The organism is Pseudomonas sp. N-137 (assembly GCF_034555295.1).
GTDB classification, from domain to species: domain Bacteria; phylum Pseudomonadota; class Gammaproteobacteria; order Pseudomonadales; family Pseudomonadaceae; genus Aquipseudomonas; species Aquipseudomonas rhizophila.
Window position 1 is genome coordinate 112,725 of record NZ_JAXUDQ010000028.1, and the last position, 26,344, is coordinate 139,068.

The 26,344-nt window shown below is 57.1% G+C and carries 20 protein-coding genes and 2 pseudogenes; 6 read left to right on the forward strand and 16 right to left on the reverse strand.

The genetic code is table 11. From position 1 onward, the window contains the following. Positions 1–112 precede the first annotated feature (112 nt). From T3A99_RS18845 to T3A99_RS18855, 3 genes are read right to left on the reverse strand one after another with little or no spacing between them, the layout of a single operon-like run. A complete protein-coding gene (locus T3A99_RS18845; RefSeq protein WP_281459818.1) occupies positions 113–955 on the reverse strand; it encodes a hypothetical protein in 843 nt (280 codons plus the stop codon). After that, positions 952–1,467 carry a hypothetical protein gene (locus T3A99_RS18850; RefSeq protein WP_092394390.1) on the reverse strand — a complete coding sequence of 172 codons (516 nt, stop codon included), beginning with the start codon at positions 1,465–1,467 and terminating at the stop codon, positions 952–954. Before T3A99_RS18850 ends, T3A99_RS18845 begins: the two co-directional genes overlap by 4 nt. Further along, complete coding sequence (locus tag T3A99_RS18855; RefSeq protein WP_092394393.1) at positions 1,464–2,141, reverse strand: GTPase domain-containing protein; 678 nt, start codon at positions 2,139–2,141, stop codon at positions 1,464–1,466. Before T3A99_RS18855 ends, T3A99_RS18850 begins: the two co-directional genes overlap by 4 nt. 554 nt (positions 2,142–2,695) lie before the next feature. Between T3A99_RS18855 and T3A99_RS18860 the strand changes: the two genes are divergently transcribed. The 3 genes from T3A99_RS18860 to T3A99_RS18870 are packed head-to-tail and all read left to right on the forward strand — an operon-like array spanning position 2,696 to position 5,830. Continuing rightward, positions 2,696–3,874: a DUF262 domain-containing protein gene (locus tag T3A99_RS18860; protein ID WP_092394396.1), complete on the forward strand. Its 1,179-nt coding sequence runs from the start codon at positions 2,696–2,698 to the stop codon at positions 3,872–3,874. After that, positions 3,867–4,940, forward strand: a complete 1,074-nt coding sequence (locus T3A99_RS18865) for an AAA family ATPase (protein WP_092394399.1) — start codon at positions 3,867–3,869, stop codon at positions 4,938–4,940. The genes T3A99_RS18860 and T3A99_RS18865 overlap by 8 nt, the downstream gene beginning before the upstream one ends. Further along, positions 4,940–5,830 (forward strand): hypothetical protein, encoded by an 891-nt coding sequence (locus T3A99_RS18870; RefSeq protein ID WP_281459817.1) that lies wholly within the window; start codon positions 4,940–4,942, stop codon positions 5,828–5,830. The genes T3A99_RS18865 and T3A99_RS18870 overlap by 1 nt, the downstream gene beginning before the upstream one ends. 636 nt (positions 5,831–6,466) lie before the next feature. On the opposite strand, the gene T3A99_RS18875 is transcribed toward T3A99_RS18870, so the two are convergent. From T3A99_RS18875 to T3A99_RS18920, 10 genes and pseudogenes are all read right to left on the reverse strand, one after another. Further along, positions 6,467–7,081, reverse strand: coding sequence for a helix-turn-helix transcriptional regulator (locus tag T3A99_RS18875; protein ID WP_107321834.1), 615 nt, complete (start codon positions 7,079–7,081; stop codon positions 6,467–6,469). A 108-nt stretch (positions 7,082–7,189) separates the two neighbouring features. After that, on the reverse strand, positions 7,190–7,801 hold the full coding sequence (locus T3A99_RS18880; protein ID WP_416221560.1) for a response regulator transcription factor: 612 nt from the start codon (positions 7,799–7,801) through the stop codon (positions 7,190–7,192). 23 nt (positions 7,802–7,824) lie between these two features. After that, the gene (locus T3A99_RS18885; protein ID WP_322834684.1) at positions 7,825–10,998 is read right to left on the reverse strand and encodes a two-component regulator propeller domain-containing protein; all 3,174 of its coding nucleotides are present in this window, start codon (positions 10,996–10,998) and stop codon (positions 7,825–7,827) included. Next, positions 10,964–11,746 (reverse strand): alpha/beta hydrolase, encoded by a 783-nt coding sequence (locus tag T3A99_RS18890; RefSeq protein ID WP_047230231.1) that lies wholly within the window; start codon positions 11,744–11,746, stop codon positions 10,964–10,966. The genes T3A99_RS18885 and T3A99_RS18890 overlap by 35 nt, the downstream gene beginning before the upstream one ends. A gap of 11 nt (positions 11,747–11,757) precedes the next feature. After that, positions 11,758–11,862 (reverse strand): annotated as a pseudogene (locus T3A99_RS18895) (LysR family transcriptional regulator); the annotation flags it as partial. 24 nt (positions 11,863–11,886) lie between these two features. Beyond that, positions 11,887–13,485 carry an MFS transporter gene (locus T3A99_RS18900; RefSeq protein WP_322834685.1) on the reverse strand — a complete coding sequence of 533 codons (1,599 nt, stop codon included), beginning with the start codon at positions 13,483–13,485 and terminating at the stop codon, positions 11,887–11,889. A gap of 2 nt (positions 13,486–13,487) precedes the next feature. Beyond that, complete coding sequence (locus T3A99_RS18905; protein ID WP_322834686.1) at positions 13,488–15,326, reverse strand: amidohydrolase; 1,839 nt, start codon at positions 15,324–15,326, stop codon at positions 13,488–13,490. Between the two features lie 272 nt (positions 15,327–15,598). Then, positions 15,599–16,285 carry a hydrolase gene (locus tag T3A99_RS18910; protein WP_047230248.1) on the reverse strand — a complete coding sequence of 229 codons (687 nt, stop codon included), beginning with the start codon at positions 16,283–16,285 and terminating at the stop codon, positions 15,599–15,601. A gap of 399 nt (positions 16,286–16,684) precedes the next feature. Beyond that, positions 16,685–17,713 carry a homoserine dehydrogenase gene (locus T3A99_RS18915; RefSeq protein WP_322834687.1) on the reverse strand — a complete coding sequence of 343 codons (1,029 nt, stop codon included), beginning with the start codon at positions 17,711–17,713 and terminating at the stop codon, positions 16,685–16,687. Between the two features lie 117 nt (positions 17,714–17,830). After that, on the reverse strand, positions 17,831–18,421 hold the full coding sequence (locus tag T3A99_RS18920) for a hypothetical protein (protein ID WP_274090051.1): 591 nt from the start codon (positions 18,419–18,421) through the stop codon (positions 17,831–17,833). A gap of 362 nt (positions 18,422–18,783) precedes the next feature. Here T3A99_RS18920 and katG point away from each other — a divergent pair, with 362 nt between their 5' ends. From katG to T3A99_RS27955, 3 genes and pseudogenes are all read left to right on the forward strand, one after another. Beyond that, the gene (gene katG, locus T3A99_RS18925) at positions 18,784–21,048 is read left to right on the forward strand and encodes a catalase/peroxidase HPI (RefSeq protein WP_076383515.1); all 2,265 of its coding nucleotides are present in this window, start codon (positions 18,784–18,786) and stop codon (positions 21,046–21,048) included. Positions 21,049–21,549: 501 nt separating this feature from the next. After that, positions 21,550–22,428: pseudogene (locus T3A99_RS27950) on the forward strand (methyl-accepting chemotaxis protein); the annotation flags it as partial. Between the two features lie 201 nt (positions 22,429–22,629). Continuing rightward, on the forward strand, positions 22,630–23,334 hold the full coding sequence (locus T3A99_RS27955; RefSeq protein ID WP_371264159.1) for a methyl-accepting chemotaxis protein: 705 nt from the start codon (positions 22,630–22,632) through the stop codon (positions 23,332–23,334). A 150-nt stretch (positions 23,335–23,484) separates the two neighbouring features. Here the strand turns inward: T3A99_RS27955 and T3A99_RS18935 are convergent, their stop codons facing one another. From T3A99_RS18935 to T3A99_RS18945, 3 genes are all read right to left on the reverse strand, one after another. Then, positions 23,485–23,853, reverse strand: a complete 369-nt coding sequence (locus tag T3A99_RS18935) for a glyoxalase superfamily protein (protein ID WP_047230238.1) — start codon at positions 23,851–23,853, stop codon at positions 23,485–23,487. A gap of 136 nt (positions 23,854–23,989) precedes the next feature. After that, entirely contained in the window at positions 23,990–25,462 is a 1,473-nt protein-coding gene (locus T3A99_RS18940; RefSeq protein WP_322834689.1) for a D-aminoacylase, read from the reverse strand. Position 25,463: 1 nt separating this feature from the next. Next, positions 25,464–26,324, reverse strand: a complete 861-nt coding sequence (locus T3A99_RS18945) for a MurR/RpiR family transcriptional regulator (protein ID WP_047230240.1) — start codon at positions 26,322–26,324, stop codon at positions 25,464–25,466. Positions 26,325–26,344: the final 20 nt, after the last annotated feature.

Consider the following 26,344-nt stretch of genomic DNA (forward strand, 5'->3'; position numbering starts at 1 on the left):
GCGATAATATCTGTTTTACACCGCCAACATCATAAAAAGCCCCACTAATGCATGGCTCGTCAGTCCAATTCCAGTACTGCTAACTTATCTCGGAGACTTTGGCGGCATGTCTCTACAATCTATCGGTTTCAGGGGCGTCAAACTTCACCGTCAAGGTCAGAAGGTACTCTACGCTGGACTGAGCGCTGGCCAAATAGCTTGCCGTCAGTCCAAGTCCCTTGGCTGGCAGGTGGAGCTTGGCCACTACGCCTAAGGTACGCTTCGACTCGCTCGACAGGCTGATAGTCACCTTCTGTTCAAGGATCTGGTTGTCTTCATCAGCGCACTGCTCGACCAGGCTGCGCATCACCACGTCGCCCCAGAGCTGTTTGCCGCGTAAGTAATTTTCGGCGGCATCGGTGTTGGGCCTGCCTCCGCGAAATGCGGTATTGATAGAAAACTTTCTGGCCAGTGAACTGCTCGCCTTGTTTTCGACCTTGAAATCGAGGTTGGCAACAGGTGCTTTACCGTTCAACTCGTACACTTCGGACGATGAGTCCTTGCTGACCTCGACTTGCTCAACGGTTACGTCCCGAGCCCCCAGGTATTGGCAGAGCCGCGAAAAATGCCGGAGCTTCTCTATTGCGAACTGATCGGTTGCCTGGCTCAGGTCCACGTAGGCGTTGCGGTCATACGGGCTCTGCAAGAGCACCGCGCCTGGCCGCAGCAAGTCGGCATCGATAATGTTCTGCAGCGCCTGACTATCCGGCTCATCGGCCGCCAGGGGGAACTGTACGATGTGAGACTGGGGATCGAATAGAAACCCTCTGGCCTCTGGCTCAAGGTCGTACAAGCACTCATTGATTGTGTTTTCATCCAACACCAGCATGACCCTGCGCGCGCTATGGTCCAGCGGAATCCTACCTGTTGTCACATTGCTCCCCTTGCGCGCGATGCGCGTGTTCTGTTCGTTCACTTGCCGAAATTCTTCAATGCCGCCAGCACGCGTTTGAGCCACGCTGCCCATTCGCGCTGCAGAAGTGCTATCGCCAGAGCTATCAAGCTCTGGCTCGGCTGCTTTTTTGCGAGTAGCTCAAGCGCCTCCCGCGCGGCCAACCGTTTGGGCTCGGAAAAGCTGCGCCCGATGGCGGTAGCGAACTGCTCAAGCGACGCCCACACCGCATCGACACCACCTGCTTCTGAACCCTGTTCAGTATCATGCTCGACCCAGCACACGACTGGCGCCAACCGGCCCGCATGGTCGCGTTCCTCGGCGACAACTTGCAATACAGCTGCGTTGCCTTTGACGAACAGCTTCACGCCATCCTGTGCGAACAGGACGGTGCCTTGGGCACTGATGCTGGCCATTCCGGAATATGTCTGCTCTCGGATCGGGCTGCGAAGCTCGACGCTATGCTCCGCCAAGCGCAAATGGTCCGAAGAGCTGTTGTCCAGCGCTTGAGCCTGAAAAACCTTCGCGTGCATCATGCCGTCACCGTCTTGATCAACGTCGCGACGAGTTTGGCCGCCTGGTCTCGATTCACCAGACTGCCGAGAATGATTGGCGGCCTATGGCTGAGTTTCGACAGGCCCGCGTCAAGGTTGAGTTTGACAAAGCGATCACGGAAATGCCCAAGACCGGACGCCGGTGTGGCGACGTACGTCGGGTCGAGATCCATATGCGTGACGATCACGACCAGTGTGGGCTGGGGCGCCCGTGCCTTGCTCCAGCTTTCAAGCTTTTCGAGGTCGCGCCTGATGCGTTGCTGATTCACCTGTTGAGCATTGACCAGATAAACGACGATGTCAGCTTCATCGTGCAGTGCTTTCCATTCCTCGATTGCATCATGCCCACCGGAAACGTCTCGTGTCTCTTTCAGATCCAGCTTCAGGTCACCCATCGCAAACCGTTTTCGTTCGACTTTCTCGGTCAACATGGTTTGCTCGGGGTGCATGTATTCGTCGGGAACCTCGCCACTGGCAAGGAACCTCAATAGGACTGTCTTGCCGACATTCCGCTCTCCCAACACCGCCACGCGCTTGCCTTTGAGGCTGATGATCAGGCTCTCCCAGACATCTTTGATTTCGTCACGTTTCCAGTAAGCAACACTAGCCGCGACCGCAGCTGCGGCTCCAGCAACGATCAGTTTCTCCCAACCCATACGAGCAATCCTTGTGTGTGGTGTTCTCGAGTGGCCAGCGTTGCGGCCCACTTACTCATTGCGTGTGCGTAATCATGGAGAGGCTATCGGCCACCAAGTGCCGTACTTAAGTAAGCTTCCGGGGTGCGCTTTGCGAAGGTCATACGGGAGACCATTGATGCGGTAGCAATTGGCCGATTTCTACCCGTCGCGTGAGGTAGAAAATGGCCAGAACCTTTCCGACACGCAGTCCGCGTTTGGAGGGAGGGGTCTACAAATGCGAGAACCGTGATTAAATTGGTCGCCAATTAATCGCTGTGGTATACGGCCTGGACGGCGATAGCAAAGGCTTCTCGTTCGGTTCAACCGTGTGTAAGGTTAACCGAGTTACTTTCGAGTTACGTTGAAGCTCATCGCAGACAACTCATGGGCTGCATCATTGCGGAGTTTTAATGGCTTTAGGGGTGCCAAAGCGTCCCTGCCGAGGGGACGAGCGCTTCGTATGAGGCGGCTGATGCTTAGACTCCACAAAATGTGGCGAACTGGAGAAATTACCGCGATGCAAGGACATATTAATGGCCGTTGATATTCAAGAGGATCTGGCGGACGAAGGAGTTGGGTCCGGCGTTGAGAGGGAACTAGAGGGAAATCAATTTGACGCGGGAGAACCATTTGATCCGGCATCCATCTCGCTATCGTCAAAGGTTGTGGCTCTAGATACTGTTCTAAGAAGAATCCGCAATAACACTATAAAGCTAGCTCCAAATTTTCAACGGAATTTCGTCTGGGATGTTAAACGAAAGAGCCTGCTTATAGAGTCTATGATGCTAAGGATTCCGTTGCCGATGTTTTATGTGTCCGAGGATAAGGATGGAAGGTGGGAAGTAGTTGATGGGCTGCAGCGATTAACTACTATAAAGGATTTTGTCTTAGGAGAAGATGACGACGGCAAAGGCTTTAAGCTTAGAGGCTTGGAGTTTTGGAGTGGGCCATTTGATGGGAAAGACTTCTACACAATCGACCGAAAGCTTAACGCGGCGCGCATTGTAAACAATATTATGGAGGCTGAGCTTTCCTTTACGATTATAAATCCAGACACCCCAGAAAAAGTTAAAAGAAACATCTTCAAAAGAATTAATACTGGTGGGATGAGGCTGTCCACTCAGGAAATCAGGCACGCCCTTTACCAAGGTGAAGCATCAGACTTACTGAAAGAATTAGTTGAAAGCCCAACCTACTTAAAGGTCGTTGGCAAAACAGTTAAAGATGACCGAATGGCTGGCCGAGAACTGGTCTTACGATTTATGTCTTTTTACTTAAGAAAAAGAGCTGACTTTAAAGGCGATATGGATGGGTTTCTAGCAGATACCATGAGGCACATAAATAGAGAACACACGGTACCTGTTAGGGTAACCTACAATAAGGCCATGTTAGCTGAGGCATTCAAGCGTGCGCTTCTCAGAAGTTATTCGTTGTTTGGCGAGCATGCATTTAGAAGGTCGCATGATAACCGCAGAAAGACTCCGATAAATAAATCGCTATTTGAGATGTGGACTGTATTACTTGCGCGAATCTCCCAGTCAACATATGAAACCATTATTGCGAACAAAGAAGAATTCTTGCAGCAGTACTATGAAATTTTAGATGATGATGCGTTCTCTGATGCTATCGGTAAGTACGGCAGCGAACCTGCCGGCGTGCGAGACAGGTACTCAAGGGTGATTTCGCTACTTAAGGAATACCAACGTGCTTAAAAGTATAGATATAAAAAAATTTAAGTCTTTCGAACTCCAGACTCTTGAACTAAAAAAATTAACGGTTTTTACCGGATTGAATAACACAGGGAAAAGCACTGCCATTCAAGCACTCAGAATGTGCTTATCAGAGCATGTTGTCGGCGGACCATATATAAATGGGCTTGGCGGCTATTCCGAACTTCGCTCTCGGCTGGCCGGAGCCAATGATTCAATAGAAATTGAGGTAGCAAAGTTAGACGGCACTGATATCTCGTTAAACATATCAAAAAACTCTTTTTCTCATGTGCGGAAAACCCCTCCGCCTTTAATCCAATTTATATCTGCGGATAGGTTTGGTCCTCGCGTCGGCCTTCCTACATTGGGGGATGATGTATCTTCTTTATCCATAGGTCAAAATGGTGAGTACTCAGCTCATTTCACTGCGCTCATGGAGGGATGCATCATACCGGAGCCCCTGAGGCACCCGAGTGCTCCGGGGAATACGCTTAAGACTCAATTGAGCTGGTGGATGAGTGATATTGCTCCAGGTGTCAGATTAGATTATGGCGTGCAAGAAAAATTTGATATGTCACATCTTTCAATTGATGGTTACAGGCCAACGAACTCTGGGTATGGGATAAGCTATGCACTGCCTATTGTGCTTTCGCTTCTTACTATGCCTGCCAGTGTAGTTGATGATTCCGATCCAAGAGTGGTGCATTGGTTCGAGCGAATTAAAAAATCCGGCGCTTTCCTAATCCTAGAAAATCCGGAGGCTCATTTGCATCCTCGCGGTCAAACCAGCCTAGGCATTCTAGCGGCGATGGCTTCGTTTTCTGGTGTTCAGGTGTTAATTGAAACCCACAGTGATCACGTGCTGGATGGGATCAGATTGGCCGTTAAACTAAGAGAGAATGTTCTTGCTGAAGACATCCAGCTTTATTTCTTTACCAAGCATTCAAACGAGTCAACACACGCCGAACAAGTGGTGATTCGAGCTGATGGTAAGCTTGACAGATGGCCTGAGGGGTTCTTTGACCAGCACTCTAAAAATCTCCGAGCCTTAGCAACTGGAAAATTATAATGAACTTCTTCATGGACGAAAGTTTCGTTGCTGGATGTCTCGATAATTTAACCGATCGCCTGTCGACATTTGAACGATTTGTAGATGCCCTGGACAAGATTGCATCTTCAGAATTCACCAAGTTGTATTACATCCGCGATCTGCATTCTTTAGAGTTCGATGGGGTATTATTTGCAGACCTTTTGTATGCACATTGCGCCGATGGCGACTATCGAGATCTAATTCTTCGTTTTGACATGGCAATCGAAAGAAGCGAGAGCGAATTTATCGAATGTGGTAGGTCTCTTGATTCTGGTGTCATTGAACTGGCGAGACTTGGAGTTGGCGGATGTGTAACTGGATTAGATTATAGCGCCGAAGGTTGGTGGCGTAGCGGCAAAATGTGTACCGTGTTTGATTTGACGAGTTTTCAACTGGCGCTCCGCTTCCTGTTCAATGCATTGGAGATGCAACCAGAACATTTAGATAGATTTAGTGAGCTTATGTTTCCTAACATCTACTTTCATGCGGACCCTAGTGATCTTAAACGGATGGGGATAGGTTATAGGGAATATTCCAGCGCTATTATTTGTCATCTGTCTTACTTGAATGATTTTGCTATACTTGATTTTGAAGAAAATCTTCCCACTCAAATCATTCAGCTGGCTGCCAGCAGAGGAGTAGAAATTTCTCCTGAGAGCGCCAATACGCACGGCAATAGACGTGCTATGGCGAGAAGACGTATTGAGATTAATGACAGCCCGCTAGTTTGCGAGTGGCATACAAAATTTACCTTCAATCGTGGTAGAATTCATTTTCATGCTCGCCCCAGCGTTTATCATGATGATATTAAACAAGTGACAGGCTCAAAAGTAATTATTGGTATTATCGCAGAGCATTTGCCAACTTAATTAGTTATTGTTATTTGCTCTTAAAGCATATTCGTTCCGTGAAGGCTCTTGGTATAGGCATCACCTGTAAGGTATAGGTATTTTCAAAGAGAGATGCTGGCAGACGCTTCAAAATTCGAGTTTACTCTCGATATTTCATGTCCCTTAAAGAGATGAACAGTCTCCTTAAATCGCCGCAAAGTTCCTAAACGCTTCCAATTTTCAGTTTTCGGTTGTAAATCTCCTCCTACGAAGGACCGCTTCTGACCGTTTTCTACCTTTGGCAAACGTCAGATACGGATCGGTTGCTGCCGACAACGGGTCCTTCTAGGCGACGTACCTTGGGAGATAATGGTGCCCTCTTGCGAGCATGCCATCGTAGCCATTATTAGTTACACAACCACAGCGCGCTCAGTGGTATTCCATAACGTATTCCATCAAAAAAATCTTACCCAATTTTTTACTCAAAATCAGATAGATACACGATCAGTTCAGATTACCCCGGCCATACTCACCCTGATGGCATACGATTTCCAACTCACAGTCATCCGCCTGCCGCAGCGAAGGCCTCTAGGCTCATTGTTTCGAACTCCGCAATTTGAATGAGCGCTGGCGGCAAGCCCCTGCGCTTCGATATCCGAGGGCGATAGCCCTGCGCTATGCGTTGCACGCTGAGGCCCTGACAATGGCCAGTGTTCTGGGGGTGGAACTGGTCTGTTCCTCGTATAACCCGGCATCGCACAAACGTCGCCAGGCCTGAGGTGTAACCCCGATCTGGCGGCGGAAGGTACGGATGAAATGGGATTGGTCACAGAATCCGTGGCTGTGGGCGATGTCGGTCAGCGAGGAGTCGGTCGTGAGCATGATCTGACGCGCAGATTCGATGCGACGACGTGCGACGTAGACCAGCGGCGTTACACCAAAGGTATTTTTGAAAGCATGCGAGAAGTAACTGACACTCAAGCTGAGAACAGCGGCCAACTGATTTGTGCGTATTGATGAGTCGAGGTTAGCGTCGATGTAGTCAACCACCCGTTTGGCTTGCCAACTGGATAGGCAGCCATGACGGCTTTTTAACTGACTATCGCTCTTTTGCAACATGACCAGGGCGCGGGTCAGGCATAGGCAGGCTGAGTCACGGTCAATGCTCAGGTGCGCTTGAGCATCTCTAAGCAATTGCATGACGCCGTCATAAGCCTCGTCGGAAATACAGCGCTGAGTCTGGCTGTCTACTGCAGTTGCCGGGGTAACGGCATGCAAGGTGGCACGCATGGCGGTGCTCCACTGTGGATCTTTATGTCCATGGCACCATGCTACGCCGTGCTCTGATCGCACATAAGACAACAATGGGGGGCGCGCGCCCCCCTCAAAAGTGGGGTATTACACAGTGATGATGCCGCGCTGAATGCCGAGAGTGACCGCATGGGTGCGATTGCTGGCACCCAACTTGTCCATGATATTTCTTAAATGCCCCTTGATGGTGTCTTCCGTGATCATGAGTTCCACGGCGATTTGCTTGTTGGGTTTACCCATTGCCACACATTGCAGAACCTGGATTTCACGAGCGGTCAGGCAGTCGTGGCTTAGGTGATCAGCCAGTTCAACAGCTATCTCTGCCGGGAAATGGTTGTTGCCTGCAGCAATAGAGCGGATGGCATCCAGCAACTCCTTGCGTAGACTACTTTTCAATAAGTAGCCGATAGCTCCCGCCTTGATCGCATGTAATGCCCGTACATCACCCCGATAGGTGGTCAGAATGGCAATGCGTGCGCAAGGAAACTCGGCGCGAATGGCATGAATCGCCTCGATGCCATCCATCTCGGGCATTTGTAGATCCATCAGGGTGACGTCCGGGCGCAGCGAGCGAAATAGCTGAAGCGCTTCGTGCCCATTGGTCGCCTCCCCGACCAGCGCTATGTCTGATTGGGCTTCAAGGACGGCGGCTATACCCTCGCGCAGCAGAGGGTGGTCATCGACGACCAGCACGCGTATCTGTTCATTCTCTGGGTGCACACTCAGGGCCTCAATTGGGTCAATACACGTAGCCACTGGCTAAGTCGTCGCGGGATACGTCGATAGGCCGTTGCCGCGGGTACAGTCAGTTGAATTTCAGTGCCACTGTGGGCTCCTCTTTGAATAGACAGCCGTCCGCCGATTTTTTCGGCCCGCTCCAGCATGCCGTGTAAGCCCCAGTGATTGGGGCGGATATTGGGCGGCAGATACTGTGGGTTGATGCCGCTACCATTATCGCCAACGCTCAGCTGAAATGCGTGTTTGGTGTAGACGATCTGGATTTCCACGTTCTGCGCATTGGCATGTCGAAAGGCGTTCATGATCGCTTCACAGCCTATCCGGTAGCTTTCTTCACCGACTATAGGGTGCAGCGGCAGTGGCGTGCCGTGGCTGCTCAGGGTAAAGCGCGTACTGCCTTCTAGTTGCAACTCACTCGTGACAGCGACAAATGCATCGATCAGGTTCAGAGCCGGCTCGTTCAGATCACGCAGATTATTCACCCGCTCTCGTGCCTCCACCAAAACCTGATCTGCACGGTCTAGCGCTCTCTCCATTCTGCCTCGAGCCGGATGAGTACTGGGTATTTGCTCAGTGGCGGCTTGGAAACTCAACATAAGGCCCTGCACACCCTGAAGTAGGGTGTCATGCAGTTCACGGGCGATTCGCTCGCGCTCGGCGTGTCGCTCCTCAAGGCGGTCCCGCAGATTCTGGGCCGAACGGCGAATATTGAAGCGATGCAGCATCCACAAAACGCTTACCACTGCTAGACCGCTCAATACGATAAACAGTGGGGTGTGGTAGAAAACGGGTCGAATACTGAAGCTCAGCACGGCCTCTTCGGTGCTCAGTAGCCCATCCTGATTGGAGGCTAATACGCGGAACCTGTAATCTCCGGGGCCGAGCCCCGTGTAGATGGCGCTACGTTTTGAACCCGCCTGCTGCCAGTCTGTGTCGAACCCCTCCAACAAATAGCGAAAGTGCAAGCCTTGCATGCCTGAGAGACTGAGCGCTGTGTAAGAGATTTCGATGCTTCTTGGCTCTGCTCCCAGCCGCGACAACTCACTGGGTGGGGGTTCCTTACCATCGACATTGAATGATTGGATAACTACCTTGGGGGCGGCTTTACTCTGCACGTAGCGAGTTGGATCGATCCAGGTCACGCCCTTACTGGTGCTAAACCATAGACGTCCATCCGTACTACGCACTGCAGTGGGTAATGGGAGTACTTGGTGGGGGTCGTTGGCCAGGCCACCAATCACCTCATAGCTGCGGTAACCTATCTGGTATAGCGGGTCAGCGATGGCGCGCTTTAATTCACGAGCGGTCAACTGATAGACCCCGGCTTTGCCGTGGAGCCAGAGATCATAGCTACCGTCACCTTCAGGTTCTCTGGGAGGTACGGCTAGAATCGCGTAGATATTGTCGAACAGTCCATTGTCCGGTAGGTGAAGGCTGTGGAAGCGCTCACCATCGAAGAAGGCCACTCCACGCTGGCCACCAACCCAGGTGAGATGGCCCTGATGTAGCATCGCGGTGACATGACCAACCTTTAAGCCTTCGTCCGCCCCCCAGTGTCGTTGTACCTTGCCGTCGTGAGTCACAATCAGGTTATTGCGGTAGCCGAACCAGAGCCTGCCAAGAGGATCAGTGGTAGCGCTGACAGGCATTAACTGGCTTGGATCAGCATTAGGCGGGGCAACGATTGACCAACGTCCGTCTCGAAGAACGAACAACCCTTTGCGGTTGATCGAAACCCACAGGTCGCCCGCCTGATCGAGAGTCATCGCGCGTACGGCTGAGTCAAGCGCATCCTGAGTTGGTAATGAGGCAACTCGCTCGATTTTGTCTCCTTGCGCACGCCAGATACCATTGCTGCCAGCCATCCAGATATCACCGTTAGCATCACCAAAGGCATTACTAATCGGTGCCGGTATATCCAGAGTGGTCAGCCCCGTACTGCTCAGGCGCATTGCAGGTAGGTTGCTGGTACCTGCCCAGACACTGCCTGCCGCACCGGCAACCAATGCGAAATTCTGGGCGTTGTGTGGAAATGCGGCCGAGACCATAGCACTTGGCCGAAAACGGTCTAGTCCGGCGCTAGTGCCCACCCAAATATTGCCGTCGACATCTTCGAGTATTGGAAGAACGTTATCTGCACTCAAGCCATCCTTGGCCATAAACGCTTCTTGGTGATCGAAGGCGTCAGTTATCGATAGCGCGTTGAGGCTGGCAGAGGCTGGCACATAGCGAACGCCCTTACCGCTGGTACCCACCCATATCGCCCCGGCGCTGTCGAATAACAAACCATTAGCACCGTCGATTACGGTCACCTGGGTCGCCGCATCGCCTTCGCTTGGCACGATTCGGCGCAGCGAACCGCCATATCGTTCGGCCATCCAGATGGCCCCATCTGGAGCCTGAGCCATTTGACTCACCCAACCCACCGCAATGCCTGCATCGACAAACGCTCGGGCACCCGACGGCAGGTAGAACAGGCGATCTTCATTGGCTGCCCATAGCGTCCCATCGCGGTCGAGGAGTACCGCGCGAGCATGTCGTCCCGGAAAGTTCCAGTCGGTACCGATACGTTGCCAGGCGTTACCGTCAAACCGTGCCAAGCCATCATTTGCGGCGATCCAGACTGCGCCACTGTGATCCTTGGCGATGCTATAGACCACTCCGCCAGGCAACCCAGCGCTGACTGGGTAAGTGGTTATGCCCGTGTCGGTGATCAGGCTTATGCCCCCAGTACGGAGACCGGCCCACAGGCCCTCATCCTCCGCCTTGAGTACGGAAATGATGCCAAGCGGGTTACCGTCTGGCGGGGTATAGCGCGCGAAGTCCAGACCATCAAAGCGATAGAGCGAATCGTTGGTTCCGAGCCAGAGATAACCGTCTCGGGTCTGGGCCAAAGCCCCTACCTGGCTAGGTCCCTCATCAGCGACGGTCCAACGGTGGTGCTCCAGCGTGTCCAGTAAGTAGTCGGAGGCCGTTGCCGTCGTACTGAACCATGGCAGGCAAACCAACAGCATATGGATTGCCAACGCCGTGCATGTGCGCCAGCGATTTCCTGGGGTGAACATCTGCTGTTTGGTTGGGTAAGATCCCAATACGCTAATCACCGCGCGAACCTGAAAAAAATCAAAAACGACCCAGCTGAGTTTGCGCCCATTCAATTGTGTAGTCAGCTACTTGCTCCCAACCTGGTTCGGTGATGAGCCAATGGCTGTACCCGGCAAAGCACTTGAGCGAGGTGCTGGCCGCAGACCGGTTGTAGTGCCGATAGTTCGACGTCACCACGCATGGCCGTACGCTGTGATCGTTCTCGGCGGCGATCAACAGCAGCGGTGCTCTGCGGTCATTGGCAAAATCGACATAGGTGCCAATACCGAAAGCCGCTTCAAAGAAAATCCGCCCCGGTGCTGGCACGATATGGTTTGCATATAGCAGCGCAATATCCTGGATCGCCATAGCCTGGGTAAATTGTTGGGTAAATTCTGGTAGCGGAAAATACATGACTCGCTTCCAACTGCCCCAAGCCATGCGCATGGGTATCGCCCTGGAGAGAACGCTCAAGCGCGGTATTACCCCGCGAGGGGGTATCGCTGCAATCGAAATGCCGGCACAGCCAAGACCACGATCCAACAGCATCTGAACGAGCAGACCGCCCAGCGAGTGGCCAATCAGCAAGGGCGGCTGAGGCATGCGCCGAATCAGCGCTGCATAGTGCTCAATAATTTGTCTGATCCCAAGCCGTGGGAAATCGGTATGTGGCGCGCTGCGCAGCCTCTCTGGCGGCCCCTCCGATAAGGGCCAAGGTGGCGCAATACAGGTGTAGCCGCATGCCCGATAGCGACTGGAGAAATTATCCCAGGCGGCGGCAGACAGCCATTCGCCATGTATGAATAGCACGGTTGTATTCATCCCTGATCCCATAAGAAGCGTTTTTCCGAGGCGCGAGTGAGATTGCGCTCGTGCATCAACGCCTCAATAAGAATCAGCAGATTGAGATCCACCTTGCGCATGTCACTGCGGCTCATGCGTTGACTCCTTTGTGAATGCGCTCAGGTGTGGGACTTAGCGGGGGCCAGGTAGTGATGAATGCGTATGGCGACCCCGACCGCTTGGAACTGGCGAGCCGCAGCCTCGACGCGTTGTTCGGCACGGGTTACCCGGCCGTGGTGGCGCAGATGTTCAAGCCAGGACTCATCAAAGAAAAACTCCAGCCAACGTTGCGGATGCTCACTGTCCTGGACCAGCCCCCAGGAAAAGGCACCATTGCGCATTCGCATGCTGCGTACATCCTGCATGGCAAGGCGAAACTGTTCTGCCTGCGACGGATAGACTTGGTATTCAAGAGTGACCATTACTGGACCGCGTTCCTGGTCCTGGTCATCGGCAAGGATCGGTGCAGGCCAGTGCAGGGACGGGGCCAGGTCTTCGGTCTCGGTGACCGGCAAATGGAAGTGCAGGGTCAGTACGATGCCCACCAGCAGAACCCCGCCTGCGATCAGCAGGGTGAGGCTGATCGACAGGTGGCTGGCGACGAAGCCCCACAGCGCGCCGCCGGCCGCCATGCTGCCGAAGAACACCAGGATGTATACCGACAGTGCCCGCGCCCGCACCCAGTTGGGTACGGAAGTCTGTGCTGCCATTTGCAGGCTCGACAACACGGCGATCCAGGCCGCGCCACTGATCATCATCACCGGTATCAGCCAGTACAGGTTGCGCACCCCGGCCAGCGCGCAAAGCACCAGGGCGTAGAGCAGGCTGGAGCCGGCCACCAGGTGATCGGGGTTCACCGCATCACGGATGCGCGGCAGTAAAGTAGCGCCGAGCACTGCACCGACGCCGACACTGCCGAGCAGCAGACCGAAATCGCTGGCGCTGCCGTTCAGTTCAGCGCGTACGATCAGCGGCAGCAGCGACATGCCGGCACTGGCACCGACGAAGAACGCCGCCGACCGCACCAGCACCGCTTGCAACGGCTGGGAGCTGCGGCTGTAGCGCCAGCCTGCGCGCATGGCACCGAGCAGCCGTTCCGCCGGGAACAACGCAGGTGTCTGCTCGCGCTTCCAGGTATACAGCACCGCCATCACCGCGAGGAACGATACGGCGTTCAGCGCGAAGGTGGCCCAGGGGCCGGTGAGGCTGACCAGTACCCCGGCAATCGCCGGTCCGATGGCCCGGGCGACGTTGATGCCAAGGCTGGACAGGGCGATGGCCGAACCGAGGTCGCGCTTGTCGACCAGTTCGGGCGTCAAAGCTGACCAGGCCGGCATCATCAGAGCAGTCCCCACACCCATGCTCAGGGTCAGGAGGAGCAGCAGCGCGACGGTCATCATGCCGTTTAGCGTGAGCAGAGCCAGGAGCATCGCCACCGCCGCCATCCACACTTGCACCATAAGCAGGTAGCGACGCTTGTCGACGATGTCGGCCATGGCTCCCGCTGGAAGAGCAAGAAAGAACATCGGCGCGGAGCCTGCAACCTGCACCAAGGCAACGTGCATGGGGCTGGCTGACAGCGTCGTCATCAACCAGCCGGCCCCTACTTCGTGCATCCAAGTGCCGATGTTGGAGGCAATGCTGGCCAGCCATAGCCAGCGGAAAGTGCTATGGCGCAGCGCGCTCCAGGGGGAGCGCTTTTCGATAGTCGTGTCCATGTTCAGAAAGCGAAACAGGAGCAGCCGAAGGCACCCCAGAAACCTTGGTAGTTACTGACGGGGACGGATGACCGACGCACCTTGTCATGGCTATGCGCATGCACCGCGCAAGGGCCTGAGCATTGATGCACCTGAGTCAGCAGCGGTGAAGCGGGACGCCAGTGGCCGGGGACCTTGGCAACCGGTGACCAGTCCGGCATGACCGGCAGGCTCGGCGGCGACAGCTGGTCGAATTCCGCAGCGCCGTAGACCACTTTGCCGTCGACGACGGTCAGCACCGACTCGATCCACTTGATCGCCTCTTCCTCGACACTGAAGAAGTCCGCCGACAGGGCCGTGAGGTCAGCCAGTTGCCCGACCTTGATCTGGCCCTTCTTGCCTTGCTCTGACGAAAACCAGGCACTGCCATGGGTAAAGAGCTGCAGGGCGGTGTCACGCGAAAGACCGTTGGGGTACAGCTCCAGCCCTCCAACGGTTCGGCCGCTGACCAGCCAATAAAGCGAGGTCCAGGGGTTGTAGCTGGAGACGCGAGTTGCATCAGTCCCTGCACCAACTGGTACGCCTTCAGCCAGCATGCGTTGAATTGGCGGGGTCTGTTCGGCGGCCTTGCTGCCGTAGCGGTCGACGAAATACTCGCCTTGGAAGGCCATGCGGTCCTGAATGGCAATGCCACCGCCAAGGGCGCGTACCCGCTCGATGTTCTTCGGACTGATGGTTTCAGCATGATCGAAGAACCATGGCAGGCCATTGAACGGAATGTCGCGATTGACTCGCTCGAACACATCGAGCATTCGCGAAATGGATTCGTCGTAGGTCGCGTGCAGCCGGAACGGCCAGCGCTGCTCGACCAAGTGACGGACCACGGGTTCCAGGTCCTGCTCCATAGTCGGCGCAAGGTCTGGCCGAGGTTCGAGGAAGTCTTCGAAGTCTGCGGCAGAGAACACCAGCATTTCACCGGCACCGTTGTGCCGGAAGAAGTTATCGCCATCGCCAGGCTTGACCATGGCGCTCCAGTTCTTGAAGTCGGCCAGCTCTTCCTTGGGTTTCTGGGTGAACAGGTTGTAGGCGATGCGCACGCTCAACTGGTTGTGCTTGGCCAGCTCGCGGACCACTTCATAGTCGTCCGGATAGTTCTGAAAACCACCACCAGCATCGATGGCACTGGTCACGCCAAGGCGGTTGAGTTCGCGCATGAACTGGCGTGTCGAGTTGACCTGGTATTCCAGCGGCAGCTTTGGCCCCTTGGCCAGGGTCGAATAGAGAATCATCGCGTTGGGTTTGGCTACCAGCATGCCGGTGGGTTCGCCATTGCTGTCGCGGACAATCTCTCCGCCTGGCGGATTAGGCGTATCGCGGGTATAGCCGACAACGCGCAGTGCCGCCCGATTCAGGAGGGCGCGGTCATAAAGGTGCAGAACGAATACCGGCGTATCTGGTGCGGCCTTGTTCAATTCGTCCAGAGTAGGCAGGCGGCGCTCGGCAAACTGGAATTCATTCCAGCCCCCCACGACCCGAACCCACTGCGGAGCAGGCGTGCGATCAGCCTGATCCTTGAGCATCCGCAACGCGTCAGCGAGAGATGGAACACCCTCCCAGCGCAGTTCCAGGTTGTAATTCAGGCCACCACGGATCAGGTGCAGGTGCGAGTCATTGAGACCTGGGATCACCGTACGCTTTTGCAAGTCGACAACCTGGGTCGCATCACCTCGGACCGCCATGGCCTCTGCGTCGCTGCCCACGGCGATGAACTTTCCGTCCTTAATGGCCACAGCTGTTGCTTGCGGCTTTTCACGATCCACGGTGTGCAGACGGCCGTTGTAAAGAATCAGATCGGCTTCCATGGAACCTCCCGCAGGGTTGGCGAAAGAGCTGCCGGCGGAGCCGGCAAAAGGCAGGGCAGACCAGAGTGCTCCCGCGGCTCCGAGAACGGAGCTGGTAGCGAGAAACCGGCGACGGCCTTTGTCTGACAGATCTTCACTCATGATCATTCCTCGTGGCGTTGTGGGTTGAGCCAGGCGCCTGGCGATCACTCGAATCCAGCCAGCTCCGTTACGGCGGGTAGACCCGAACTGATTTGAAGTCGGGTCGACCTATAGTGCCGACCCGACAGAGGTCAGATCTTCGCCGCAACAGGCTCCAGCGTCGGCCCGTGTGTTACCCGCTCAGGAGCCTTGTGCACCATGGTGTAGGCGTAGTCGACGCCCATGCCATATGCGCCAGAGTGCTCTTTGACCAATGCCATAACGGCGTCGTAGGTATCGCGATTCTTCCAGTCACGCTGCCACTCCAGCAGAACTTGCTGCCAGGTCACTGGGACAACTCCAGCCTGAATCATGCGTTGCATGGAGTAATCGTGCGCAGCTTGGCTGGTACCGCCAGAGGCATCGGCCACCATATAAATTTCATAGCCGGCATCATGCATCGCGGACAGTGCGAAAGTCGTATTGCAGACTTCGGTCCACAAGCCAGAGACGATCACCTTGTTACGGCCATTCTTTTTCAGCGCATCGCGTACTTTCTGGTCGTCCCAGGAGTTCATCGAGGTACGCTCAAGGATCGGTGCCTCAGGAAAAACGGCCAGTAATTCCGGATAGGTATGACCCGAAAAGCTTTCTGTTTCGACCGTGGTGATGATGGTTGGAATAGAGAAAATCTTCGCGGCCTTGGCCAGGCCCACGGTGTTGTTCTTCAATGTCTGCCGATCAATGCTTTGTACCCCAAATGCCATTTGCGGCTGTTGATCGATGAAGATCACTTGGCAATTGCTTGGTGTCAGCACTTCGAGTTTTGGATTGGTCATTTCAATCACCTGGTGTGTTCGTGCGTGAATGCTGATGATCGCCATGGCGTAAACGCAGTGCTGCAGTCATGGCGATGTCGTAGATAGGCCAATTTTTAGTAGGCCCTCAGTCCCTCAATCTTGCTGAAAGCCATGGGTACTATCTCCAGAGCGGCTGTCTGCGAATTGGACAGGCTTACGGTTCTGGAACATTTATGCGGTGAATGTGTGGCTTTAGGGCCGTTGGTTTCTACGGGCCCTTCTTGACAGGGTCGATGCCTGACGTGGCCAGCTCACTCGCATGCCCCAGTAACCAGTGCTCGAATCGTGCGCCACGGACTTCGTGATGAAACTGCAGACCGATTACGCTTGGCCCACGGGAGAAGGCCTGATTGCGGCATAGTGGCAAGGTACGCAGGGTCAGGATGGTGGTTGCGAAAGAGATGAGTACCGAGCAGTCCTGGCCATGAGGATGTGTTCGAGGTCCTTCAGCGCGGCCGCTGCGGTGGCGATCGGCTCAGCGCCACAGCCGATTGCCAGCGTCTCGCCCATTGCGTCGCTGCTGATACGGATCGCTTTGCTCTTTGCGCTGACGTGGGCGAACGGGTCGGACAGCGGATAGGCCTTGATGCCGACGCTGGCGCGGATAACACCGTCTGCGCAGGTGAGGCTGGCGATCAGCTTGGGAACGAGCCCCCTCTCGCGCCACGCCTCGATGCGCTCTGCCGTGACCGACTGAATACCTTCGACCACCAGGTCGTCCATCGTCAGATCGGCACCAAGACCGAAGTTGGCCAGTAGCAGGAGCTTGCACGCGGTATCCCAGCCTTCCGTGTCGTTGCGCGGGTCAGCTTCGGCGAACCCTCCTGCCTGCGCTTCACGCAACGCCGCATCGAAGCTGAGGCCCTGTGTGCCCATGGCGTCAAGCAGGTAGTTGGTCGTGGCGTTGAGGATGCCCTCGAGGGCGAGCACCTTGCAGCCGGCCAGGCTATGGTCGAGAAGATCGAGTGTCGGCAGGGCGGCAGCGGCTGCACCACTGAGTTTGAGCATCGCCCCCGAGGCCTGCGCGAGTTCGCGCAATTGTCGCCCGCTGTGGACCAGAGCGCCCTTCGATATAACGATGCAGTCCAGACCGGCCGACAGCGCCGTACGAAGGTAGGCAAGACCCGGCTCGCCGCTGCGAAAATCGCTCGGCCCTGCCTCGATAAGAACGTCTGCGCCGCTCGCCATCACGAAATCCGGCCCTGAAAGACCCGCCTGCAGTGCATTCAACTGATGCGGGTGCAGGCCGTTCGCGTCAGCCAGGCCTGCACGTGATCCGCACACCGCGACCAGGCTAACGTCCACGCCGTAAACCTGGCGATAGCGCTCGTGTCGGGACAGGAGCAGGTCGGCTGTGGCACGTCCGACGCCGCCGAATCCGGCGATTGCAACTTTGAGCGTTTGCATGAGTTCGCTCCCTTGGCCTCTGCTTGGCATGGTAAGCCGCTCGGTTGGCGCTTGCCACAGCCAACGCTTCCCCCACAAACCCCGGCATCACCAAGCTTTTGCATCATCCGCTACAACTCAAGCATCAAGGCTCCTCACCTCATTCCCCAACCGCACCGGCGCCTCCCCAGTAATCTCGTGCAGCAGTGCGGTGACGGTCTCTCCCTCGATCGCCCCCTGCTCCTGCAAAAGGTCCGCCACCGCGCGGACGGCAAACCAGTAACGATGCACAAGGCAACTGCTACGGGCGATGGCTCGGGATTCGGCGTTGAGCAACAGGCGTGGGGGCAGCAGGCTGATCAGTTCATGCCCGCGGACGAGGTCTGCGCGGCCACTGCTTCGGAACAGCCGGTCGGATTGGCGATGTCGGTAGATCGCTTCGGCCACAGGCCCTGAAAAGCAATGGATCAGGTCGCGCTCAATAAAGTCGACCATCGATGGCAAATATTCAGCAATTCCCCGGGCGGTGAAGGCCGGGCGCAGGACGAGGTAATCGGCCTCCACTAACCCTTCGGCGTGTTGCGGGTGACCGAGCAGGTCGAACATCGGTCCCGCGCGGGCTTCAGCCCGGGTGCGTACGGTGACGCGTTTTATAGGCTGGCCGTTCCACCAAAAAGCCAAGGCGTGGCCGGCTTCGTGGATGGCCGTGCTGCGGGGGCGTTCGTTCATGGTCCGGTCCTCTCCCGTAACCAAGCGCTGGCCCTATCATCTGCCTCGACCGGCAAGCCGGGTAAAAGAATCTGCCTATTAACCATTAATACTGCGGCTATTAGCGATCTGCCACAGAAGGACTAGCCTTGATTCAGCGCCAGCGTAAGCTGGCCGGATCAGACCTGATAAGAGATACGAAAGCGTTCGAAACGTACTGGGCTTGCCGTGGGCCACGATGCGGGCAATCGACGTCGATTGCCGGAAGGCCGAACGATCAATGAGCGAACTGTGAGCCCTGCATCTACGTATTGATTTTCACCTGTCGCTATAGAGCCCGCTCGGGCTGGATAGCTGGATGAATACGACCAAGGTAGCTCCTCATGGCAAACGAATCGAAATGCCCGTTCAATCATGCTGCGGGTGGTGGCACCACGAACCGTGACTGGTGGCCCAACCAGCTGAATCTGAAAATCCTGCACCAACACTCCCCGCTGTCCGACCCCATGGGCGAGGATTTCAACTACGCCGAAGCATTCAAAAGCCTGGATTTCCAGGCCCTGAAAAATGACCTGAATGCGTTGATGACCGACTCCCAGGACTGGTGGCCGGCGGACTTCGGGCACTACGGCCCGCTCTTTGTCCGTATGGCCTGGCACAGCGCCGGCACTTACCGCACCGGCGACGGGCGCGGTGGCGCAGGCTCCGGCCAACAGCGTTTTGCGCCCCTCAACAGCTGGCCGGACAACGTCAGCCTCGACAAGGCGCGCCGGCTGTTATGGCCGATCAAGCAGAAGTACGGTCGCAACATATCCTGGGCCGACCTGATCGTGCTCACCGGCAACGTCGCGCTGGAATCCATGGGCTTCAAGACCTTCGGTTTTTCCGGCGGTCGTCCCGACGTCTGGGAGCCGGACGAAGACGTCTACTGGGGTTCCGAAAACAAATGGTTGGGCGGCGACACCCGCTACGGCAAGCCGGATAAAGCCGCGATGCAAGATCCCGGCGAAGGACAACTGGTGGCCGAGCCGGGCAATGAAGAAAGCCGTACCGATCTGGGGCGCAATCTGGAGAACCCGCTGGCCGCCGTGCAGATGGGGCTGATCTACGTCAACCCGGAAGGCCCCGAGGGTCAACCTGACCCGGTCGCTGCCGGGCTGGATATCCGCGAAACCTTTGGCCGCATGGCGATGAACGATGAAGAGACCGTGGCCCTGATTGCCGGCGGCCATGCCTTTGGCAAGACCCACGGCGCAGGGCCTGCGGACAATGTCGGCGCCGAGCCTGAAGCCGCCGGCCTGGAACAACAGGGCCTGGGCTGGAAGAACGCATTCGGCACCGGCAAAGGCCCCGATACCATCACCAGTGGTCTGGAAGTGACCTGGACCACCACACCCACCCGCTGGAGCAACAATTATCTGGAGAACCTGTTCGGGTTTGAGTGGGAGCTGACCAAGAGCCCGGCCGGTGCCCATCAGTGGACCCCGAAAAACGGTGCTGGCGCGGGTATCATTCCAGACGCCCATGATCCGTCCAAGCGTCGCAATCCAACCATGCTGACCACCGACCTGGCGCTGCGCTTCGACCCGATCTACGAAAAAATCTCACGGCGCTTCCTGGAGAACCCGGACCAATTGGCCGACGCCTTCGCCCGGGCCTGGTTCAAGCTGATCCACCGCGATATGGGCCCGCTCTCGCGCTACCTCGGCCCGGAACTGCCCAACGAAGAGCTGCTCTGGCAGGACCCTATCCCGGCAGTGGACCATGCCCTGGTCAACGACAGCGACATCGCATCCCTCAAAGGCAAGCTGTTGGCCTCGGGCCTGTCGGTTTCACAACTGGTGTCCACCGCCTGGGCGGCCGCGTCCAGTTTCCGTGGCTCCGACAAGCGCGGCGGTGCCAACGGTGGCCGGCTGCGTCTGGCCCCGCAGAAAGATTGGCCGGCCAACCAGCCGGAACAATTGGCGCAGGTGCTGGCGACTCTCGAAAAAATCCGGGACGAGTTCAACGGGGCCCAGTCCGGTGGTAAAAAAATCTCCCTGGCGGACCTGATCGTGCTGGCTGGCAGCGCCGGCATTGAACAGGCGGCGAAGAATGCCGGGCTCAGCGTGACGGTGCCTTTCTCGCCGGGGCGTATGGACGCCAGCCAAGAGCAGACCGACGTCGAGTCGTTCGGCTTTCTTGAACCCATCGCCGATGGCTTTCGCAACTACCTAAAGGGCAGGTATCGCGTATCCGCCGAGGCACTGCTGATCGACAAGGCGCAACTGCTGACCCTCAGTGCACCGGAAATGACCGCACTGATCGGCGGCCTGCGCGTACTCGATACCAATGTCGGCCAAACCCGGCATGGGGTTTTCACCCAACGGCCAGGTGCGTTGACCAACGACTTCTTCGTCAACCTGCTGGACATGGGCGTGGAATGGAAACCGCTCTCAGACGACCAGCAAACGTTCGAAGCCCGCGACCGCAAGACCGGTCAGGTCAAATGGACCGGCACTCGTGTCGATCTGGTCTTCGGCTCCAACGCCCAACTACGGGCCCTGGCCGAAGTGTATGCCAGCGCAGATGCGCAGGAGCAGTTCGTCAGCGACTTCATCGCGGCGTGGGTCAAGGTGATGAACCTGGATCGGTTTGATCTGAGGTGAGGTTGTCAGGCGCAGAGAAGCCCTCAGTCTGATCCAGGTTGAGGGCTTCGTTCTCTGCTCATTGCCACCCGCCTCTCATGAACTTTTCTTCACCCCACGCGTTCGCGTGATTGGGTAAAGTCCCCTCGCTCATTCAAGAAACTAAGGTTTTAGCCCGCCCTCCCGCGGGCTTTTTTTTGCCTGGAATTCAGGATAACCCTGAGGCGCGCAGCAAGTTCTCCAGCCAATGCCTGACACTCCAAAAAAATCCTTTCAGATCCAGAGTCGGCAGCCGATACAGCCCTGTTACACGTTTTAGCTGGCTCAAAAACAACAATCTTCCAGCGTACCGACGATCAAGCAGCACAACGTTCCTGGAGGAATATGATGAATAGCTGGTTTGGCAACATTAGCGTCAACATGAAACTGGGCCTGGGCTTTGGCCTGGTGCTGGTACTGACCTGCGTCCTGGCACTGACCAGTTGGACCAGCCTGGGAGGGCTGATCGACCGCAGCAACTGGATGAGCGACATCACCAAGCTCAATGCCGGCTTGACCAAGCTTCGGGTCGTGCGCCTGCAATACATGCTCACCAATGGCGACGAGACCGCCGCACAGAATGTGCAAACCACCCTCGATAGTTTCGTTGCGCAACAGAACGCGCTGCTGAGCAGCTTCAAGAGCCCGGAAAACGTCAAGCTGCTCAAGGAGCAGAGCGCGACGATCAGCGCCTATCAGGCGTCCCTGAACAAAATGCGCAACGCCTACCGCAGCGCCAACACCGCCCGCGACGCGATGACTGCCAACGCCGGGACCGCTTACCAGCTGATCGAGACGATCAATACCGACGTTCAGCAAATGCTCTCGAGCGACCAGCGCCTGGAACAGTACCAGGCAATCACCGAGGCCAAGCAGGCGTTCATGTTGGCCCGCTATGAAGTGCGCGGCTACACCGCCAACAGCAACCCCGAAAACGAACGCAAGGCCGTCGCCCAACTGGATGCCGCCCTCGCTTCGCTCCAACCGCTGAATGCGTATTTCGCCAGCACCCGGCAAGGTGAGCTGCGTCAGCTCGAAGCTGCCCTGACTCAATACCGCAGCTCCGTCCAGGCTTTCACCCTGGCCATTGCCGAGGCGGCGCAGGCCCGCAAGGAAATGACCGACCAGGGCACGACCATCGTCTCCCTGAGCGAACAGCTGTATCAGATCCAGCTCGACCGTCGCGATGCCGAAAGCGCCCAGGCCCGCACCCTGCAACTGGTCAGCACGTTGTTGGCGTTGCTGGTAGGCATCATCGCGGCGGTCATCATCACTCGCCAGATCACCCGACCGCTGCGCGAAACCCTGGCCGTGGTCGATCGCATTGCCAGTGGCGACCTCTCGCACAACCTCATCGTTACCCGTCGCGATGAGCTGGGCGTACTGCAACAGGGCATCGCACGCATGGGCGTGACCCTGCGCGATTTGATCAGCGGCATCCGTGATGGCGTGACCCAGATCGCCAGTGCTGCCGAACAATTGTCCGCAGTAACCGAGCAGACCAGCGCCGGCGTCAACAGCCAGAAAGTCGAGACCGATCAGGTGGCGACCGCCATGCACGAGATGACCGCCACGGTTCAGGAAGTTGCCCGCAACGCCGAAGAGGCATCCCAGGCAGCCGCCGCGGCAGACGGTGAAGCCCGTGCCGGCGACCAGGTGGTCAACGAAGCCATCGCCCAGATCGAGCGCCTGGCCAGTGAAGTGGAGCGCTCCACCGACGCCATGACCGTGCTGCAACAGGAAAGCGACAAGATCGGCAGTGTCATGGACGTGATCAAGGCCGTCGCCGAACAAACCAACCTGTTGGCCCTGAACGCGGCAATCGAAGCGGCGCGCGCCGGTGAAGCCGGTCGTGGCTTCGCGGTGGTTGCCGACGAAGTCCGTGGCCTGGCCCAGCGCACACAAAAGTCCACCGAGGAAATCGAAGGCCTGGTGGCCGGTCTGCAGAACGGCACCCAACAAGTGGCCGCCGTGATGAACAACAGCCGCAGCCTTACCGACAGCAGCGTAGCCCTGACCCGCAAGGCCGGTGTATCACTGGAAAACATCACCCGCACGGTGTCGAACATCCAGTCGATGAACCAGCAGATCGCCGCCGCCGCCGAAGAGCAAAGCGCCGTGGCCGAGGAGATCAGCCGCAGCATCATCAACGTACGCGACGTGTCCGAACAGACCGCCGCCGCCAGCGAAGAAACCGCAGCGTCCAGTGTTGAACTGGCCCGCTTGGGTAATCAGTTGCAGATGATGGTGAGTCACTTCCGGGTTTGATCATGACAAGCGCCCATTTCCCGGAAGAAATGGGCGCTTTGCGCAATGTCATTACAATCAGTCAAAAAGATCCATCACCTTGGCTCTTTCGTCACGTGGCGGCAGATCTAGCCCAACGCCCCCGCTCGCCCATCAATGTATCCAACCTCGTTACACACTAATCCCATTGGTAAACACCAACCGATTGCCAAACGGATCGACCACCGTCATGTCCTGGCTACCCCACGGCATGGCCTGAATCTGAGGGCGGGCGAAGGGGTATTGCTTGGCCAGCAGTTGCGCCTGGAAAGCTTCCAGTTCATCCGTTTCGATACGCAGTGCCGAGCCCGGGGTGCAGTCGCCATGATGTTCGGACAGGTGCAGCACGCATCCGTCGCGAGAGACTTGCAGGTACAGCGGAAAATCGTCACCAAAGCGATGTTGCCAGTCGACGGTAAATCCCAGGAAGTCGACATAGAACGCCAATGCCTTGGTTTCATCGAAGATCCGCAGGATCGGGGTGGTTTTACCGAAGCTCATGGGTTGCTCCCTGGCTGAAAAGACCCAGTTTAGATGGGTTGAACTCATTGCTTCGGCTATATCACCGGCTTCTTTAATATCGCAATGCCACCACTGAGAAGCAGATCACAAGGGCATTCCATTGTGTTTCCACCTCTCAAGCGCCGGGTGACGAACTGAATCCACGGCGTAGATCCCCTTCTCGCGCCAGAAACCGCCCGTGCCTGCGCCCATTCGCCCGGCCCTCGCGGTAGCTCAAGACGCCGTTGACCCAAACCCCATCGATACCTTCGGCGGCCCGTTGCGGCTCGTTGAAATCGGCGACATCCCTGATGGTATGAGGATCGAACAACACCAGATCCGCCCAATGCCCTTCCCGAATTTCCCCACGGTCCTTCAGGCCGAAGCGCGCCGCCGACAGGCCGGTCATCTTGTGCACGGCGGTGTGCAACGCAAACAGCCCGATGTCTCGGCTGAAATGCCCCAGCACCCGCGGGAAAGCCCCCCACAAGCGCGGATGCGGAAACGGATCCTCCGGCAAACCGTCGGAGCCGACCATGGACAACGGGTGGGCGAGGATTCGTCGTACGTCGCTTTCGTCCATGCCGTAGTACACCGCGCCGGCCGGTTGCAGGCGCCGCGCGGCCTCCAGCAGCGGCACATCCCATTCGGCGGCGATGTCAGCCAGATCGCGCCCTCCCATGTGCGGATGAGGCGTCGACCAGGTGATGGTGATGCGATGGGCATCGGTCACCTGCTTGAGATCCAGGGTCGAGGAGCTGGCCGCATAGGGGTAGCAATCACAACCGACCGGATGGGTTTTCGCCGCATTCTCCAGCGCCGCGAGCACCTGCGGACTGCGCCCCCAATTACCGGCACCCGCACATTTGAGGTGGGAAATGATCACCGGGCTGCGGGCGTGACGGCCGATCTGGAACGCTTCGTCCATGGCCTCAAGCACCGGTTCGAATTCGCTGCGCAGATGGGTGGTGTAGACCGCATCGAATGCGCTCAGCTCTTGGGTCAGTTGCATGACTTCGTCGGTGGAGGCCGAAAAGGCGTTGGCGTAGGCCAGGCCTGTGGATAACCCCAGTGCGCCGGCCTCCAGGCTTTCGCGCAGTTGCTGACGCATGGCGGCGATTTCTCTCACACTGGCGGTGCGCAACAAATCATCCATGTGGTTGCTGCGCAGCGCCGTGTGCCCCACCAGCGCCGCCACGTTGACCGCCGGCGTGGCTGCTTCCACCGCCGAACGATAATCATCGAAACGCGGATAGACGAACGCTTGGGCCGTGCCGAGCAAATTCATCGGGTCCGGCGGCTCGCCCCGCAAACTCACCGGCGAAGCGCTGATACCGCAATTGCCGACAATCACCGTGGTCACGCCCTGGCTGAGTTTGGGCAGCATCTGCGGCTGGCGAATGACCACCGTGTCGTCGTGGGTGTGCACATCGATGAACCCTGGAGCCAGCACCCGGCCGGCGGCGTCTATTTCTTCGATTGCCCGGGCATCGCGCAGGTCGGCGATGCGCTCGATGCGACCGGCACGGATCGCCACGTCGGCGCTGTAACCGGGGGTGTTGCTGCCATCGATGACCCGTGCGTTGCGGATAAGCGTGTCGTACAGCATCTCAGTCTCCCAGCGGCAAGTGATCGTCGCCGCCGCGGTAATCGTCCAGGGCGAGTTTGACTCGCCGCAGACGCTCTTGATTGTCTTCGGGGTGGGCCAGCGCAAGCTCGGTGGCGAGCACATCGATGGCCAGCAACATGCCGTAGCGCGCCGCCGTGGGCTTATAAATGAACGAGGTTTCCGCGCCTTGCAGCGGCAACACTACATCGGCCAGTCGGGCCAACGGTGAGTCGGCGCGGGTGATGGCCAGGATGGGCGCACCATAACTGCGCGCCAGTTCAACCGCGCCGAGCAGTTCCGGAGTGATGCCGGTGAGTGAACAGGCGATGACCAAGTGCTCCTGGCTCAATGAGGTGGCGGTGATGCGCATCATCACCGGATCCCGGCAGGCGGCAATCGAGTAGCCGAAACGCACCAGCCGTACCTGCAACTCCTCGCCGCACAACGCCGACCAACCGCCGAGCCCGAACGCGTGAATCATCCGCGCCTTGCCGAGCATCCGCACCGCGTCGCTGAACCGAGACTCTTCGAATGCCGACAGGTGCTGACGCAGGGTCGTCTCGATATCGCCGACGATCTGCCCATAAAACGCCGACTGCTCGGGCGCGCCGGCGGGGTCGAGAAACCGGCTGCCGACGCCACTGGCCTGGGCCAGTTGCAGGCGCAAGTCCCGCAGGTCGCGGCAGCCAACGGTACGGGCAAACCGTGACAGCGTGGCGCTGCTCACTTCGGCCCGCTGGGCCAGTTCATCCAGGCTGGCCGAGGCGGCGAACCCTACGTCGTCGAGCATCAGCCGGGCGATTCTTCCTTCGCCGGCGCTGAAGGAATCCTGACGGGAGCGAATCTGGTAAAGGATGTCCATGACGGCACCTGTGTTGGAGC

Excerpts from the sequence above, each read along its gene's own strand:
- T3A99_RS18850 (WP_092394390.1), bottom strand. The coding sequence starts at position 1,467 with ATGATGCACGCGAAGGTTTTTCAGGCTCAAGCGCTGGACAACAGCTCT.
- T3A99_RS18855 (WP_092394393.1), bottom strand. The coding sequence starts at position 2,141 with ATGGGTTGGGAGAAACTGATCGTTGCTGGAGCCGCAGCTGCGGTCGCG.
- T3A99_RS18860 (WP_092394396.1), top strand. The coding sequence starts at position 2,696 with ATGGCCGTTGATATTCAAGAGGATCTGGCGGACGAAGGAGTTGGGTCC.
- T3A99_RS18870 (WP_281459817.1), top strand. The coding sequence starts at position 4,940 with ATGAACTTCTTCATGGACGAAAGTTTCGTTGCTGGATGTCTCGATAAT.
- T3A99_RS18875 (WP_107321834.1), bottom strand. The coding sequence starts at position 7,081 with ATGCGTGCCACCTTGCATGCCGTTACCCCGGCAACTGCAGTAGACAGC.
- T3A99_RS18890 (WP_047230231.1), bottom strand. The coding sequence starts at position 11,746 with ATGAATACAACCGTGCTATTCATACATGGCGAATGGCTGTCTGCCGCC.
- T3A99_RS18900 (WP_322834685.1), bottom strand. The coding sequence starts at position 13,485 with ATGGACACGACTATCGAAAAGCGCTCCCCCTGGAGCGCGCTGCGCCAT.
- T3A99_RS18905 (WP_322834686.1), bottom strand. The coding sequence starts at position 15,326 with ATGGAAGCCGATCTGATTCTTTACAACGGCCGTCTGCACACCGTGGAT.
- T3A99_RS18910 (WP_047230248.1), bottom strand. The coding sequence starts at position 16,285 with ATGACCAATCCAAAACTCGAAGTGCTGACACCAAGCAATTGCCAAGTG.
- T3A99_RS18915 (WP_322834687.1), bottom strand. The coding sequence starts at position 17,713 with ATGCAAACGCTCAAAGTTGCAATCGCCGGATTCGGCGGCGTCGGACGT.
- T3A99_RS18920 (WP_274090051.1), bottom strand. The coding sequence starts at position 18,421 with ATGAACGAACGCCCCCGCAGCACGGCCATCCACGAAGCCGGCCACGCC.
- katG (WP_076383515.1), top strand. The coding sequence starts at position 18,784 with ATGGCAAACGAATCGAAATGCCCGTTCAATCATGCTGCGGGTGGTGGC.
- T3A99_RS27955 (WP_371264159.1), top strand. The coding sequence starts at position 22,630 with ATGACCGCCACGGTTCAGGAAGTTGCCCGCAACGCCGAAGAGGCATCC.
- T3A99_RS18935 (WP_047230238.1), bottom strand. The coding sequence starts at position 23,853 with ATGAGCTTCGGTAAAACCACCCCGATCCTGCGGATCTTCGATGAAACC.
- T3A99_RS18940 (WP_322834689.1), bottom strand. The coding sequence starts at position 25,462 with ATGCTGTACGACACGCTTATCCGCAACGCACGGGTCATCGATGGCAGC.
- T3A99_RS18945 (WP_047230240.1), bottom strand. The coding sequence starts at position 26,324 with ATGGACATCCTTTACCAGATTCGCTCCCGTCAGGATTCCTTCAGCGCC.